The sequence below is a fragment of the Streptomyces sp. SID5464 genome (assembly GCF_009862985.1).
In the GTDB taxonomy this organism is placed as follows: domain Bacteria; phylum Actinomycetota; class Actinomycetes; order Streptomycetales; family Streptomycetaceae; genus Streptomyces; species Streptomyces chartreusis_D.
Map to the genome: position 1 here is coordinate 41,502 of NZ_WWIQ01000007.1, position 15,957 is coordinate 57,458.

The 15,957-nt window shown below is 72.8% G+C and carries 9 protein-coding genes; 4 read left to right on the top strand and 5 right to left on the bottom strand.

Translation table 11 applies throughout. From position 1 onward, the window contains the following. Nucleotides 1-1,189: 1,189 nt before the first annotated feature. The 3 genes from GTY47_RS06855 to GTY47_RS06865 all read right to left on the bottom strand — a co-directional run bounded on the left by GTY47_RS06855 (nt 1,190) and on the right by GTY47_RS06865 (nt 6,195). Nucleotides 1,190-2,353, bottom strand: a complete 1,164-nt coding sequence (locus GTY47_RS06855; protein ID WP_010036424.1) for a VWA domain-containing protein — start codon at nt 2,351-2,353, stop codon at nt 1,190-1,192. 139 nt (nt 2,354-2,492) lie between these two features. Beyond that, on the bottom strand, nt 2,493-4,916 hold the full coding sequence (locus tag GTY47_RS06860; RefSeq protein WP_010036426.1) for a DUF5682 family protein: 2,424 nt from the start codon (nt 4,914-4,916) through the stop codon (nt 2,493-2,495). A gap of 103 nt (nt 4,917-5,019) precedes the next feature. After that, nucleotides 5,020-6,195 (bottom strand): AAA family ATPase, encoded by a 1,176-nt coding sequence (locus tag GTY47_RS06865; RefSeq protein ID WP_010036428.1) that lies wholly within the window; start codon nt 6,193-6,195, stop codon nt 5,020-5,022. A gap of 145 nt (nt 6,196-6,340) precedes the next feature. On the opposite strand from GTY47_RS06865, the gene GTY47_RS06870 reads away from it, so the two are divergent. After that, nucleotides 6,341-7,696 carry an SWIM zinc finger family protein gene (locus GTY47_RS06870; protein ID WP_040902776.1) on the top strand — a complete coding sequence of 452 codons (1,356 nt, stop codon included), beginning with the start codon at nt 6,341-6,343 and terminating at the stop codon, nt 7,694-7,696. 170 nt (nt 7,697-7,866) lie between these two features. Beyond that, complete coding sequence (locus GTY47_RS06875) at nt 7,867-9,555, top strand: DUF5691 domain-containing protein (RefSeq protein ID WP_029180941.1); 1,689 nt, start codon at nt 7,867-7,869, stop codon at nt 9,553-9,555. A gap of 128 nt (nt 9,556-9,683) precedes the next feature. Here the strand turns inward: GTY47_RS06875 and GTY47_RS06880 are convergent, their stop codons facing one another. Next, nucleotides 9,684-10,100: a cobalamin B12-binding domain-containing protein gene (locus tag GTY47_RS06880; protein ID WP_010036435.1), complete on the bottom strand. Its 417-nt coding sequence runs from the start codon at nt 10,098-10,100 to the stop codon at nt 9,684-9,686. 509 nt (nt 10,101-10,609) lie between these two features. On the opposite strand from GTY47_RS06880, the gene GTY47_RS06885 reads away from it, so the two are divergent. Together GTY47_RS06885 and GTY47_RS06890 are read left to right on the top strand one after the other, a co-directional pair. Further along, nucleotides 10,610-11,473, top strand: coding sequence for an alpha/beta fold hydrolase (locus GTY47_RS06885; RefSeq protein ID WP_010036437.1), 864 nt, complete (start codon nt 10,610-10,612; stop codon nt 11,471-11,473). Nucleotides 11,474-11,578: 105 nt separating this feature from the next. After that, the gene (locus GTY47_RS06890) at nt 11,579-13,228 is read left to right on the top strand and encodes a M23 family metallopeptidase (RefSeq protein ID WP_050810196.1); all 1,650 of its coding nucleotides are present in this window, start codon (nt 11,579-11,581) and stop codon (nt 13,226-13,228) included. 49 nt (nt 13,229-13,277) lie between these two features. Here GTY47_RS06890 and pcrA read toward each other — a convergent pair whose 3' ends face one another. Continuing rightward, nucleotides 13,278-15,755, bottom strand: coding sequence for a DNA helicase PcrA (gene pcrA / locus GTY47_RS06895; RefSeq protein ID WP_010036442.1), 2,478 nt, complete (start codon nt 15,753-15,755; stop codon nt 13,278-13,280). Nucleotides 15,756-15,957 lie beyond the last annotated feature (202 nt).

Below are 15,957 nucleotides of genomic sequence, written 5' to 3' on the forward strand. Positions count from 1 at the left end.
CGTGCTTTGCTCGGCCGGCGGCGTGCTGGTCGCCGCCGCGCACCACGATGTCCGACCCCGCTGCGACGACCTCCGCCGCGCCGGTCCGCCCGACGGGGTCAGGGATGTCGACCGGGGGCGGCGCCGTCCTGCCCGGTTGCGGGTCGGCCGAGACCGGGGCGGTGGGGAGGGGGTGACTGGGGAGTGCGGGGGAACTGGGCAGGCCGGGAGAACCGGGAAGACCGGGCACTTCCGGGAGGGTGACTTCGCCGGTAGGGGGCGGGGGCAGGAGGTCCGACGGTCCTGGCAGGGCGGGAAGGCCTGGCAGGACCGGGAAGTCTGGCAGATCCGGGAGGTCGGGCAGATCCGGGAGGTCGGGTAGGTCCGACAGCACTGGCAGCTTGGGCAGTGCGGGCAACTCGGGCGGTGCGGGGAGATTCGGCAGCGTCGGCGGCTTCGGTTGGACCGGCGGCTTCGGTTGAGCCGGCGGCTTGGACAGTGCCGGTGCCGTTGGTGGGTCGGACAGTGCGGGCGGCTCTGAGAGCACTGGCAGCTTGGGCAATGCCGACGCCAGCGACGGCGAGGGCAGCGACAGTGGCGGCGACGGCAACGACGAGGACGAGGACGAGGAAGGCGCCGAGGACGGATCCTTCGCCCGCACCTCTGCCCGCCCCTTGCGCACCACCGCGCCCGTATCACCGGCCATCCGCACGACCCGCTCCCCCGCGGGCGCCGCGTCGACCCCCGCGAGGGAAGCGCTACCGGCTCCGGACACGGAGCCAGGGCCTGGCGAGCCGATCCGCCCGGCCGTGGCGTCCGTCAGCGCCCGTACGCCGTCCGCCGCGTACGCCCGTTGCCCGCACAGGAGCCCGATGACGAGCACTCCGCCCACCAGCAGTGCCACCCGGAGCACACGCCACCCGGCCGCCGTGCGCGGCATGCGCACGGCGGCACCGGGCAGGGCTGCTGACCAGATCAAGAGGGGGAGCTTCCTCCCGTGCTACGGAACAAGTGCCGAACGCATCACGCGTCACGGGCAACGAGTCGGCACAACGCGGTACCGCCCGGCGCAGCGCGACGCACCGCCGAGCAGGCGCCGATCCTCGCACGGGAGTGCGGAGGTTACGCAAGCCCTTCCCCACTGATGGTCAGTCATATCCCTTTTGCCGACCGAAGTGGGACGACGATGCGTCGACAAGTCGCCGCCCCGTCACGCCGCATCCGGTATCGGCAGCGGACGCTTCTCGATCGCCGCCGCCATCACCTCGGGGAACAGATCGGGCGTGCAGGCGAACGCCGGTGCTCCCAGGGCGGCGAGCGCGGCCGCGTGCTCCCGGTCGTACGCCGGTGCCCCCTCGTCGGAGAGGGCGAGCAGCGTCACGAACTGCACCCCCGAGGCCTTCATCGCCGCGACCCGCTTGAGCATCTCGTCCCGGATGCCTCCCTCGTAGAGGTCACTGATCAGCACGACCACCGTCTCCGCGGGCCGGGTGATCTGCGACTGGCAGTAGGCGAGCGCCCGGTTGATGTCCGTGCCGCCGCCGAGCTGTGTCCCGAACAGGACGTCGACGGGGTCGTCGAGCTGGTCCGTGAGGTCGACGACCGCCGTGTCGAAGACGACGAGTCGCGTGGAGATCGTCCGCATCGAGGCGAGCACCGCTCCGAACACCGATGCGTACACGACCGATGCCGCCATGGATCCCGACTGATCGATACAGAGGATGACCTCCTTCTTCGTGGACTGGGACGCCCGCCCGTACCCGATGAGCCGCTCCGGCACGATCGTTCGGTACTCGGGCAGGTAGTGCTTGAGGTTGGCCGCGATCGTGCGGTTCCAGTCGATGTCGTGATGGCGGGGCCGGTTGATCCTGGCGCTGCGGTCGAGGGCGCCGGTGAGGGTGGCGCGGGTGCGCGTGGCGAGCCGCTTCTCCAGGTCCTCGACGACCTTGCGCACGACGGCCCGTGCCGTCTCCTTCGTCGTCTCGGGCATGGCCTTGTTGAGCGACAGCAGCGTGCCGACGAGGTGCACGTCGGCCTCCACCGCCTCGAGCATCTCCGGCTCCAGCAGGAGCGTGGCGAGACCGAGCCGGTCGATGGCATCGCGCTGCATGACCTGTACGACGGAGGACGGGAAGTACGTCCGGATGTCCCCGAGCCAGCGCGCCACGGACGGCGCCGAGGCCCCGAGCCCCGCCGAACGGTCCCGGCCCCCCTGCGGCTTCTCCCCCTTTCCGTAGAGCGCGGTGAGCGCTCCGTCCATCGCCGCGTCCCGCCCGGAGAGTTCGCACCCGGTGCCGTCCGCCGCGTCGCCTCCGAGTACGAGCCGCCACCGCCGCAACCGCTCCTGCGCCGGATCCGTCACCTCGGCCGTCATCCGTGCCCTCCCTTGCGAGGCCGTTCCCACAGTGGGATCACCGGCACGGCCGTCGTCGGCCGTCCTTCCGCCCGCACCCCGTCCCCGTCGGTGTCTCCCGCTTCCGCGCTCGGCGTCGGCCGCCTCAGTCCGTCGGTCGTCATCCCGCCACCCCCACCAGGTCGTTGCCGATGTGTTCTGCCCCTTCGTCCAGCCCGAGCAGCAGCCGCAGGACCGGCAGCACGGCGTCCGCGCGCACCGGGTCGAGCTCCGCCGCGAAGCCGGGTATGCCGGAGCCGGCCCCGGTCGCGCCGCTCCCGGCCCCCGGCCCGCGCCGGACCAGTTCGCCGAGGGTCCGCCGCACCCCGGGCTCGTACGCCGAGAACGTCCGCCGCAGCAGGGGCAGCACGTCCGTGAACGCCTCCGCCGGAACCCCGGTGAGCCACGCGTCGACCAGCCCGAGCAGCCGCTCGTCGTGCACCAGGAGCATCCCGCCCCCGGAGCCTCCTCCGACGAAGCCCTCGATCCACGCGGCCGCGTCCGCCGGTGGCGTGCCCGGCGACAGGACGAGCCCCATGAGGCGCGCCGCATCGTCCTGCGCCAACTCCCCGTCGTCCAACAGGAGACGCACGGCCCGTCCCCTGATCACTCCGGGTACCGTGTCCCGCCCGCACAGCACCCGCAGCACCGACTGCCAACGGGCTCTCAAGTGACCCTGCCCGGCCGCGGGGGCGTCCCCCAGGAGCCCCACTGCCCCGTGCACGGCGTCGACATGACGCCGCATCTCCTCGGCGCCGTCGGCGTCGAGTGCCGCGCAGGCCGGGGGCAGGCCGACGAAGACCCGCTCGGCCAGCCCCGCCGCGACCTCTCCCAGGGCCCCGGTGTCCGTGCCGCGCACATCGCCGTAGCGCAGGGAGCGGACCAGGGCCGGCAGCGCCCGGGCGAGCTGTCCGACGTCCGTGCCGAGGGCCGCCCGGTCGGCGAGGATCCGCATCACCGTGGGCAGGGCCTCGGGCAGTTCGGCCAGCAGGCAGCGCTCGGCGAGTGCGGTGACGTCGGCGAGGCCCTGCGCCGTGACGGCGTCGGCCTCGGCCTTGGCGGTCGCGGCGGACAGGACGGTCGTCCCCCAGACGCCGGCCTCGGCGACCCGCACCGACAGCTCGGGCTCCCAGCGCAGCCGCCAGGTCTCCCGGAAGGTGCCCGTGCTGCCCCGCGAGGCGGCCGGTTCGCCCCACGCGACGCCGAGCAACCGCAGCCGGTGCAGCAGCCTGCTGCGGGCGGCGTCGGTCTCCTTGCGCAGGTCGAGCTCCAACTCCCGCTCCAGCGCCTCCGGCTTCAGCCGCAGTCGGCGCTGGAGCCGGGCGAGGTCCCGCTGCAACGGAACCGCCGGTGCCGTCGACGGCACCTCTCCCAGCACGTCCCCCACGACCAGCCGGTCCTGCACCAGCGCCAGCGGCACGTCCGAGCCCTCGCACATCACCGCCCGCACCGCGTCGGTCGTCTCGCTCAGGCCGGGCAGCGGACGGCCGCGCATCGCGGCGAGCGTCTCGGCCAGCCGCACGGCCTCGATGACGTGCGCGGAGGACACGAGCCGGTCCTCGGCGCGCAGCAGCCCAGCCACCTTGGTCATCCACCGCTCGACCGGCCGGTCCGGGGCGCTGAACAAGTGCCCGTACCAGCCCGGCGAGTCGATGCCGGCGCCATAGCCGCTCACCCGGGACAGCCGACGGTGGGTCCACGGCACCCACGTCATGTCCGTCTTGACCTTGGGCAGCCCCTTCAGCAGCGCCTTGTCGGCGGCGACGGTGGTCTTGCGCCGCAGGGCGGGCACGTGCCACGCCCCGCACACGACGGCCACGCCGTCCTCGAAGTCCCGCTGCGCGGCCCGGACCTGGAGCCGCATGTACGCCTCGCGCACCAGGTCCCGGTCGTGTCCCCCGCTGCCGTAGGTCTCCCGCAGCGCCCCCATCGCCTCCTCGAGCACGGTGAAGGGCGCGAGCGCGTCCCCCTTCCCCACGCCCCGGTGCTCCACGACGTCCTCCCACCACCGCTCCGGGTCGTCGTAGCCGGCGGCCTCGGCGAGCACGCCGAGCGGATCGATCCGCACGTCGGCGGGTCCGGGTTCGGGCCCCGGTCCGGCTCCGGGGCCGGAGTCGTCCTCGCTGTCCGCCGTCTCGGCGTCCAGAGGGGATTCCCCCTCCGCTCCGGCCTCGCCCTCCTGCCTCCCCCAGGCCAGCGTGTGCGTGGCCGGCAGGTCGATGAAGCGGGCCGGGACGTCGTGTTCCAGGGCCCAGCGGATGGCGACCCACTCCGGGGAGAACTCGGCCAGCGGCCAGAACGCCGAGCGGCCGGGTTCGTCCACGGCATGGGCGAGCAGGGCGACCGGCGGCCGCATCTCCTCGTCGGCGGCGAGCGGAATCAGGGCATCGGCCTCGGGCGGCCCCTCGATCAGCACGACCCGCGGCCGGGCCTCCGCCAGCGCCGCCCGCACCGCCCGCGCCGACCCCGGCCCGTGATGCCGCACCCCGAGCAGCAACGGCCCTGCCCCGGCCGCCCGGCCCACGGCCCTTTCCTCGCCCGTCATGTCGCCCCCCTCCCGATCCACGCCCACCTCTGACGGCCGCACCCCGTGCCGCCACCGACCGCGCCGTCGAGCACCCCGCCCGGCAGCTCGCGCCCCGTGTCGCTCACACGCTCACCTCCCGGCAGGCCCGGTAGAAGTCCTTCCAGCCGTCCCGCTCGCGGACCACCGTCTCCAGGTACTCCTGCCAGATGACCCGGTCGGCCGCCGGGTCGCGGACCACCGCGCCGAGGATGCCCGCGGCCACGTCTCCCGGCCGCAGCACGCCGTCGCCGAAGTGGGCCGCCAGGGCAAGTCCGTTGGTGACGACGGAGATCGCCTCGGCCGTGGACAGCGTGCCGCTCGGCGACTTCAGCTTCGTCCGGCCGTCGGTCGTGACCCCGTCGCGCAGCTCGCGGAAGACCGTGACCACCCGGCGGATCTCGTCGAGGCCGTCCGGCGCGGCCGGCAGGTCGAGGGAACGGCCGATCTGGTCGACGCGGCGCGAGACGATGTCGACCTCGGCCTCGGGGCTCTCCGGCAACGGCAGCACCACCGTGTTGAACCGGCGGCGCAGGGCGCTGGACAGGTCGTTGACCCCGCGGTCGCGGTCGTTGGCCGTGGCGATCAGGTTGAAGCCGCGGACCGCCTGCACCTCCTGGCCCAGCTCAGGTATCGGCAGCGTCTTCTCCGACAGGATCGTGATGAGCGTGTCCTGCACGTCGGCCGGGATACGCGTCAGCTCCTCGACGCGGGCGGTCATGCCCTCGGCCATGGCCCGCATGACCGGGCTGGGCACGAGGGCGTCGCGGCTCGGGCCGTGGGCGAGCAGCTGCGCGTAGTTCCAGCCGTACCGGATGGCCTCCTCCGGTGTGCCGGCGGTGCCCTGCACCAGCAGCGTGGAGTCGCCGCTGACCGCTGCGGCCAGATGCTCGGAGACCCAGGTCTTCGCCGTGCCGGGCACGCCGAGCAGGAGCAGGGCGCGGTCGGTGGCGAGCGTGGTGACGGCGACCTCGACGATGCGGCGCGGACCGACGTACTTCGGTGTGATCACCGTGCCGTCCGGCAGCGTGCCGCCGAGCAGGTACGTCGCGACGGCCCACGGCGACAGCTTCCAGCGGGCCGGACGCGGCCGGTCGTCCTGCGCGGCCAGCGCGGCGAGTTCACCGGCGAAGGCGTCCTCGGCGTGCGGCCGCAGTGCTTCCGCCTCAGTCACGTCCGCGGGTGCGGCCGTACCCGCGTTCGCGGGCGCGGACCCGTTCTGGCTCGGGTCGACGGACGTCGGTTCTACGGACACAGGCATGGCTGAGTCCCCCTCCAGCTCGGCCGGTTCGGATCTGGCATCCACGTTGCACCACACCACTGACAATCCGTTCTGACCTGCGCAAACACCCAGCCGGAGCCGCTCGCGGACCCGATTGTCAGTGGTGGGACCTACCTTCGATGGCATGACTCAGCAGGGGGTGCGCTGGACCGCGGACCAGGTGCTGGCACTGGCGCCTGACGCCGCATCACGCAAAGCGGGAAGCAAACTCGGCGCGGCGGGCCCGTGGTCCGAGGCGGGGAGTTCCGACGAGGGGACGGTGTGGGGGCTGTGCAAGGGCAGCGGAAGCAAGCCGTATCAGACGGTCGTGGACATCGCGGACGCCTCCGGGCCCGCGTACAAGTGCAGTTGTCCGAGCCGCAAGTTCCCGTGCAAGCACGCGCTGGGGCTGCTGCTGCTCTGGGCGGGCGGCGACGCAGCGGTGCCGACGGGAGAGGCGCCGGGGTGGGCGGGGCAGTGGATAGCGGGGCGGCGCAAGCGCGCGGAGGAGAAGAAGGCCGGGGACAGCTCCGGTTCGCCGTCCGGGTCCGCTGATCCGGAGGCGGCGCGCCGCCGGGCGGAGCGGCGGGCCGAGCGGGTCACGGCGGGCGCGGTGGAGCTGGAGCAGCGCCTGACGGACCTGTTGCGCGGGGGCTTGGCCTCGGCGGAGCACTCGGGGTACGGCCTGTGGGAGGAGACGGCGGCCCGCATGGTCGACGCCCAGGCACAGGGCCTGGCCTCGCGCGTCCGGGAGTTGGGGGCCGTACCGTCCACCGGCCCGGGCTGGCCGGTGCGTCTGCTGGAGGAGTGCGCGCTGCTGCATCTCCTCGGCCAGGGCTGGCTGCGCCGCGAGCGGCTGCCCGATGCCCTCGCCGCCACGGTCCGCTCCCGCATCGGTCTGCCGGCCGCCGCGGACGGACCGCCGGTGCGGGACCGCTGGCTGGTGCTCGCCCAGTACGACACGGCGGACACGCGCCTGACGACCCGCCGTATCTGGCTGTACGGCGCCGACTCGGACCGCACCGTGCTGCTCCTCTCCTACGGTGCAGCGGGCCGCGCCCCGGAGCTGGCGCTGCCGGTCGGGCTGACGCTGGAGGCCGAGGTGTCCGCCTACCCCGGCGCCGGGCAGCTGCGGGTGGCCCTGGGCGAGCAGTTCGCCCCGCCCGCGCCGACGGCGATCCGCCCGCAGGGGATGACGACGTCCCAGGCGGCCGCCCGTTACGGCGACGCCCTGCGCGACGACCCCTGGCTGGAGTCCGTCCCGGTGACGCTGGACCGGGTCGTCCCCACCCCGGACGGCGACTCCTGGCAGTTGGCGGACGCTGACGAGGACGCGGCGCTGCCGCTCACTCGCGCCGCGCGTTCCCGGCCGGGCCTGTGGCGGCTCGTCGCACTGTCCGGCGGCGCCCCGGTCCGGGTCTTCGGCGAATGCGGACACCAGGGCTTCACGCCGCTGACGGCCTGGCCCGATGGCCCGGGCGAGGCGATAGCCCTGTGCTGAGCGGGTGCCGACTCCGACGCCGGCGCTGACGCCGACGCTCGGCACCGGCGACCCGGCCTCTCCGATCCGCCCCGTCTTCCCCTCAAATCCACGAATCTTTCAGGCATCCCGGGACAACCGGTAAGGGTGAGCCTTCAACCACCCCCGGGCGCCCCACGGAAAGGAAGCTCATGACCAGGACATCCGCTCCTGTGGACGCGCCCGCGACGGGCGCCTGGGAGGGGCTCGTCACCACGGCACTGCTGGGCACGGACCGGCGCACCCCGCCGGGCACCGGTCCGGGCCCGGACGCACCGGTGGCCCTGCTGGACGCGGCGGCCGTGGAGACCGTACGACGACGGGCCGGTCTGCGTCCGGCCCGGGCGGCGGAGCGTCCGCAACCGGCTCCGAAGGACCCGCGTCCGCCGCTGCCGCAGGCGGCGGCCCGCAGACTCGCGATCCTGCTGGCCGACCGCCCCGGCGGGTCCGGCGGCGGCCGCCGGGGCGCCGCGCCCGATCTGACGGAGCTGCTGCCCCAGTGGCTCGCCGCGGCCAACGCCCGTGGCTTTGCCCCGCCTCCGCAGCTGCTGCCCGCGTTGCTGGACGCGGCCCGGGGGCGTACCGATTTGCGTCCGGCCGCGCTGGAGTTCGGGGGGCCGCGGGCCCTGTGGCTGGCCCGGCTGAACCCGGACTGGCGGTTCGCCCTGCGCTCGACACCGGGCGGCGGAGCGGCCCTGCCGCATCTCGATGACGACGCCGGCATCCGGCAGCTGTGGCAGGAGGGCCTGTTCGCCGAACGGGTCGCCCTCCTGTCCGCCCTGCGCTCTCGCGACCCCGCCGCGGCGCGCGAACTGCTCGCGACGACCTGGGCGACGGAGCGGGCCGAGGACCGGCTGATGTTCCTCGACTCCCTGCGCGCGGGCCTGGGCCCGGACGACGAGCCGTTCCTGGAACAGGCCCTGGCCGACCGCAGCCGCAACGTCCGGGCGACGGCGGCGGAGCTGCTGTCGGCGCTGCCCGGTTCGGCGCTCGCGGCACGGATGGCGGTCAGGGCGGAGGCGTGCGTCGCCATCGACCACATGCAGCCCACCCGAGCCACCACAGCCACCGCCGCTCCGAGCACCACGGGGGCTGCCACCGGACCGACCATGGCCACGCCGACGATCACCGTCGAAGCACCGCACGAGTGCGACCCGGGCATGGAGCGCGACGGCGTCGTGGCGAAGGCGCCGGCCGGCCGGGGTGAACGGTCGTGGTGGTTCGGCCAGTTGGTGGAGGCGGCTCCGCTCGGTACCTGGTCGCGGCGACTGGGCGGGCGGACCCCCCGGGAGATCGTGGCACTGCCGGTCACGGACGACTGGCAGGGCGAACTGCACGCGGCGTGGTGCCGGGCCGCGGTGCGCCAGCGGGACGCCGAGTGGTCGCGCGCGCTGCTCGGGGAGCCCTCGGCACCGGAGGCGGGCGGCCCGGGCGCGGTGTCACTGGCCGAACGCGCCAAGCTGCTCGGCACCCTGGGCGCAGCCGAGCGGGCCGAGTGGGTGGCCGGATTCATCTCGACGCACGGCCTGTCCGAAGCGTTTCAGCTGCTCGGGGTGTGCGCGGTGCCATGGGCGCCGCCGCTCGGCCGGGCGGTCGTGGACGCGCTCAACATCGCGCGGGACGCGGGGAGTTATCCATGGAGTTTCAGCGGAGTCATGGGCCTGGCGGAGCGCTGCCTGGACCCGTCCGAGGCCGGGCGCCTCGACGCCCTGCTGGCCGTACCGGACGAGCCGGAGAACGCGTCTCCGGGCGCCGGTGGCTACTGGGCGGAGGCCTTCCAGCGCCTGGTGACGACGTTGCGTCTGCGCGCGGCGATGACCGAGGAGCTGAACACTCCCTGACCCCGGCCCGCGTCCCGGAGCCGACACGAGCCCCAGCGGCCGGGCACGTTGCGGTCACCGCAGAGGGCACCCACCCGCCGACGGCGCCCCGGGCGACCGGCACGCAAGCCGGCGCCACCGCCGGAGGCCTACGCTCCGGCCGGCTGGCGCACGTTCGCCCGGACCCAGTCCACGATCGACGCCGTCGTCGCGCCGGGCGTGAAGATCTCCGCGACGCCCTTCTCCTTCAGCAGGGGGATGTCCGCCTCGGGGATGATCCCGCCGCCGAAGACCAGGATGTCCTCCGCCTCCCGCTCCTTGAGCAGGTCGATCACCGCCGCGAAGAGCGTGTTGTGCGCGCCGGAGAGGATGGACAGCCCGATCGCGTCGGCGTCCTCCTGGAGTGCCGTGTCGACGATCTGCTCGGGCGTCTGGTGGAGCCCCGTGTAGATGACCTCCATACCGGCGTCGCGCAGGGCCCTCGCGATCACCTTGGCTCCGCGATCGTGGCCGTCGAGCCCCGGCTTGGCCACCACCACGCGGATCGGACCGGCTGCCACACCCATCACTGCCTCCATGAAGCGACTACATCCATCCGTACCGACAAGTACCGCACACATCGCTCACGCCGTACACGCCGCACCGCACGGACACCTCGCCCCGTTTCGTCCGGGCAAGTGAACGAACGTTATCTCCAGGATCCCGCAACCGGCAGTTTCGCGTTGCGGACCGAGGGGGAAATCACACGATGGGACAAGCGCAAGGGGAGCCGCGGCGAGGTCGCCGTACCGCCGCCCCACCCACCACGCACGGCGGCGGTACGGCACTTCGGCGAAGGCACGCGGGACACGCAGGGCACGCACAGCACGCAGGGCAGACACGGCGCAACAGCGGGGAGCCTCGTCGCCGCACCGGCAGGAGACCTCGTCGTACCACCGGCGTCACACGCGCCACATGCCGCGCTCAGTCCCCGCGGCTCACGCCGCTCACGCAGTCATCGGCCGTCTTCGCCGCTGCTTTCCACGAGGGCACCCGGGGGGCGGCTGTCCTCCCGCGTGCCGACAGGAGGTCGGCCATGAAGGTCACCAGGGCTGCTCTGCCCTTTCTTCCGTTCTGCCAGCGCCTGCTGCCGAGCCGGCTGGCGGGACTCTCCCTGGCTCTCCTGAAGGCCACCGCCCTGGAGATCGCGATCCTGGCCGGGCATCTCCTCCTCTACCCCTCCGGCATCACCCAGGAGCGCCGGGCCCCCGCCCCTGCACTGCCCACGGGCGGCGCCGCCCAACTCCCCACGGAGGCCAAACCCCCGGTCGTCCTGCTGCACGGCTTCATCGACAACCGCTCGGTCTTCGTCCTGCTGCGCCGCAGCCTCGCCCAGCACGGCAGGCAGCAGATCGAGTCCCTCAACTACTCGCCGCTGACCTGCGACATACGCGCCGCGGCCGAGCTGCTCGGCCGCCACATAGAGGAGGTCTGCGAGCGCACCGGAGCCCCGCAGGTCGATGTCGTCGGGCACAGTCTCGGCGGCCTGATAGCGCGTTACTACGTGCAGCGACTCGGCGGCGACACGCGCGTGCGGACCCTCGTGACACTCGGCACGCCGCACTCGGGCACCCGAGTGGTGCCCCTGGCCGACGCGCACCCCATCGTGCGCCAGATGCGCCCCGGCTCACCGGTGCTCGAGGAGCTCACTCGGCCGGCCCCGGGCTGCCGTACGCACTTCGTCAGCTTCTGGAGCGACCTGGACCACGTGATGGACCCGCTGGAGACGGCCTGCATCGACCATCCGGATCTGACGGTGCAGAACGTGCGGGTGGCCGGCATCGGTCATCTCGCCCTGCCCGTGCACCCCGCCGTCGCCAACGGAATACGGCAGGTGCTCGACACGGCCCGCGCGGGTGAACCGTCGGCCGGCCGGACCGATGGCCTGACGGTGGCCTGAGACTCGTCATACAGCCGCCACACAGCGTCGAAGCACCGATCACCCTCGAACAAACCTCGAACACAGGGCCAAGCCCGTGCCCGCAGTCCGCCAAAACACGGCCGAATGCCCGTTTCCTGCGCGCGCGAAACCTGCCGAAGATTGTCGTGCCCGCGTACCGCCGGGTACAGTCGCCGCACTGCTCTGGCAGCCCCTGTTGTCGAGGCGAAAGAGAAGTTGGTGAACGACCGTCACCCGTCGGGGACCATGACCCCGGCCCCGGCTTCCGACGCCGACTCGGCGCACTACGCGTCGTACGGCACCCAGGAAGCCCAGTACGGCGACTTCACCACGTACGGCGACTACGCCGCCACCGGATTTGATTCCACCGGTACCGACGGCACCGGTTTCGGCGCCACCGGCCACACCACGGCGACCTTCGCCACCGACCCCCTCTTCGGCGACCTCCCGGGCAGCGGCCACGACACGGGCACGTACGACACCGGCCACTGGCCCACCGGCGCGCACGAGAACCCGCACTACGACGCGTACGCGGCCCAGCACCACGCCGCCTACGACACCGGCGTCTACGACACGACAGCCTGGACGGCCGAGCAGCAGCTACTCTCGGTCATCCCGCCGCAGGCCACCTCCCCGGACAGCACCGGGCAGTGGGACGCCGGCGCCTGGCTCCACCCCGACCAGTCCGGCAATCCGGCCGACCAGACCCAGCAGTGGGAATGGGGCACGCAGGCCTTCGACACCGGTGCCTACGACGCCACGCAGTGGAACACCGACGGCGTCGCGCAGGCCCCCGACGAGTACGAGCAGCGCGGCGAAACCTTCGAGCAGCACGAGACCGCGTCGTTCGAGCAGGTCGCCTACGACGAAGCCACCGGGGCCGCCTACCACGACCCGGCCGCGGACGGCGGCGAGCCGGCCGCCACCGGCGAACTGCCCGCCGTCGCCCCGCTCCTGGACGGCCAGGAAGAGGTCAACCCGCGTGCCGGCTCACGGGCGGCCTCACGCGCCGGGTCCCGTTCCCGCCGCCGTACGCCGCCCAAGCGCTCGGCACTGCTGACGATCGCGGTGCCCTCGGCGTGTGTGATGGGCGTCGCGGGGATCGCCGCCGCCTCCGTCGGCAGCTTCACCGACGACGGCGCCGCGGAGGCGCAGACGACCGCGGCGGACGCACAGCCGGTGAAACCGGCCGCCGCCAACAACAAGCTGGACACACAGCTGCAGAGCCTCGCCGCCGGCGCCGACGACTTCGCCGACCGCGCCAGCCGTACGCAGGAGCGCATCGACCTCAAGGCCCAGCAGGCGGCCGAGCGCAAGCGCGCGGCGGAGGAGGCGGCCCGCAAGGAGCGGCTGCGCCCGAAGTTCGCCCTGCCGGTCGCCCGGCACGGACTCAGCGCCTACTACGGGCAGTCCGGCATCAACTGGATGTCCCTGCACACCGGCATCGACTTCCCCGTCTCGTACGGCACGACCGTGATGGCCGCGACCGACGGCACCGTCCGCACGCAGTGGAACAGCGCGTACGGCAACATGATGATCGTGACCGCGAAGGACGGCACGGAGACGTGGTACTGCCACCTCTCCACCTACACGGTGCCCTCCGGTACGACCGTCAAGGCCGGCGATCCGATCGCGCGCTCCGGCAACTCCGGCAACTCGACCGGCCCTCATCTGCACTTCGAGGTCCGCCCGGCCGGCGGCTCGGCGATCGACCCGCTCCCGTGGCTGCGCAGCCACGGCATCGACCCGACGTAACGTCCCGGCAGCCCCCACCGGACATCCGGCAGGGGCTGACCCCGCTGGGCTACAGCTTCTCCACCGGCGCGTACCGCAGCAGCAGCCGCTTCGGCTTGGTGTCCCCGAAGTCGATGGTCGCCTCGGCGTTCCCGCCGGTGCCCTTCACCGCGACGACGGTCCCGAGCCCGAACTGGTCGTGTGTGACCCGGTCCCCGACCGCCAGCGACACGACCGGCTTCTCGGAGGTCCGGCGCGTGGCGAAACCGGACGCGCCCGACGCCGACGAACGCGAGCGGGACGACGACAGCGAGGCCGCCACCCCGGAGACGGGGCCGGAGGACGCGGGCGCGGTGGCTCCCGTCCGCTTCCACTCCACGTAGGCCGGCGGGATCTCCTCCAGGAAGCGGGAGGGCGGGTTGTACGAGGGCTGGCCCCAGGCGCTGCGCAGGGTGGACCGCGTCAGATACAGCCGCTCCCGCGCACGCGTGATGCCGACGTACGCCAGGCGCCGCTCCTCCTCCAGCTCCTTCGTCTGGCCGAGGGCGCGCATGTGCGGGAAGACGCCGTCCTCCATGCCGGTCAGGAAGACGACCGGGAACTCCAGGCCCTTGGCGGTGTGCAGGGTCATCAGCGTGATGACGCCGTCGCCGTCCTCCTCGTCGGGGATCTGGTCGGAGTCGGCGACCAGGGCGACCTGTTCGAGGAAGTCGGACAGCGTGCCCCGCTCCTCTTCGCCGCGCTCCTGCTCGAACTCCATGGCGACGGCGGCGAGTTCCTGGAGGTTCTCGATCCGGGTCTCGTCCTGCGGGTCGGTGGAGGCCTGCAACTCGGCGAGGTACCCGGTGCGTTCCAGGACGGCCTCCAGCACCGTGGCCGGTCCGGCGCCGGACTCGACGATCGTGCGGAGATCCTCCATCAGCGTGTTGAACCGCTTGACGGCGTTGGTGGAGCGCGCGGCCATGCCGTACGCCTCGTCGACGCGCTTCAGCGCCTGCGGGAAGCTGATCTTCTCCCGCTGGGCGAGGGCGCCGATCATCGCCTCGGCGCGGTCGCCGATGCCCCGCTTGGGGACGTTGAGGATCCGGCGCAGCGGCACCGAGTCCTCCGGGTTGGCCAGCACGCGCAGGTAGGCCAGGACGTCCCGGACCTCCTTGCGCTCGTAGAAGCGGACACCGCCGACGACCTTGTAGGGCAGGCCGACGCGGATGAAGACCTCTTCGAAGACACGGGACTGGGCGTTGGTGCGGTAGAACACGGCGACGTCGCCGGCCTTCGCCTCGCCGGCGTCCGTGAGCCGGTCTATCTCGTCGGCGACGAACTGCGCCTCGTCGTGCTCGGTGTCGGCGACGTAGCCGGTGATCTGCGCGCCCGTGCCCGCGTTGGTCCAGAGGTTCTTGGGACGCCGGGACTCGTTGCGCTCGATGACCGCGTTGGCCGCGCTGAGGATCGTCTGGGTGGAGCGGTAGTTCTGCTCCAGGAGGATCGTCGTCGCGTCCGGGTAGTCCTCCTCGAACTGGAGGATGTTGCGGATCGTCGCGCCGCGGAAGGCGTAGATCGACTGGTCGGCGTCACCCACGACGCACAGCTCGGCGGGCGGGATCTCGGCCTCGGGCGGCACGTCGACAGGGTGCTCGGAGGTGCCGACCAGCTCGCGGACCAGGGCGTACTGCGCGTGGTTGGTGTCCTGGTACTCGTCCACCAGGACGTGCCGGAAGCGGCGGCGGTAGTGCTCGGCGACGTCGGGGAAGGCGCGCAGCAGGTTGACCGTCGTCATGATCAGGTCGTCGAAGTCGAGGGCGTTCGCCTCGCGCAGCCGTGACTGGTACATCGCGTAGGCCTGGGCGAGGGTCTTCTCGAAGCCGTCGGAGGCCTGGGCTGCGAAGTCCTCCTCGTCGATCAGCTCGTTCTTCAGGTTGCTGATCTTGGCGCTGAAGGACTTGGGCGGGAAGCGCTTGGGGTCGAGGTCCAGGTCGCGGCAGACCAGGGCCATCAGCCGCTTGGAGTCGGCGGCGTCGTAGATCGAGAAGGAGGACGTGAAGCCGAGCTTCTTGCTCTCGCGCCGCAGGATGCGCACACACGCGCTGTGGAAGGTCATCACCCACATCGCGTTCGCCCGCGGGCCGACGAGCTGCTCGACGCGCTCCTTCATCTCGCCCGCGGCCTTGTTGGTGAAGGTGATCGCGAGGATCTGGCCCGGGTGCACGCCCCGCTCGGCGAGCAGGTGGGCGATGCGGTGCGTGAGCACGCGGGTCTTGCCGGAGCCGGCGCCGGCCACGATGAGCAGCGGGGAACCTGAGTGCACGACGGCGGCGCGCTGGTTGTCGTTCAGCCCCTCCAGGAGGGCGGCGGTGTCCACCACCGGGCGCGGGGCGCCGTCGCGGTAGTACGCGTCCCTGTCCGGGGGCACGTCGAACTTCCCGCCGAACAGATCGTCCGGAACCGGCTCCGGCACGTGATCGTCCTCGGGTGGCGGCGGGGGCTCGTCCGCGGGGCCCCGCTGGGCCTGGAGGTCCGCCAGGAAGCTGTCGTCAAAGAGGCTGCTCATCGCTCTCCGAGTCTAGGGCGCCCCACTGACAGCCCGCCGCCGCCCTGAGAACATCGCCCGAACGCCCCCCTCGTCACCGTGCATCCCCGCATGATCACAGCCTGCTATGACCGTCATGATTATGGACGACTCGTGACCAACCCCCCTCGACCGATCACGCTCGGCGACGCTCCGGGACAAGGTCACGAAAATGTATCGGGCA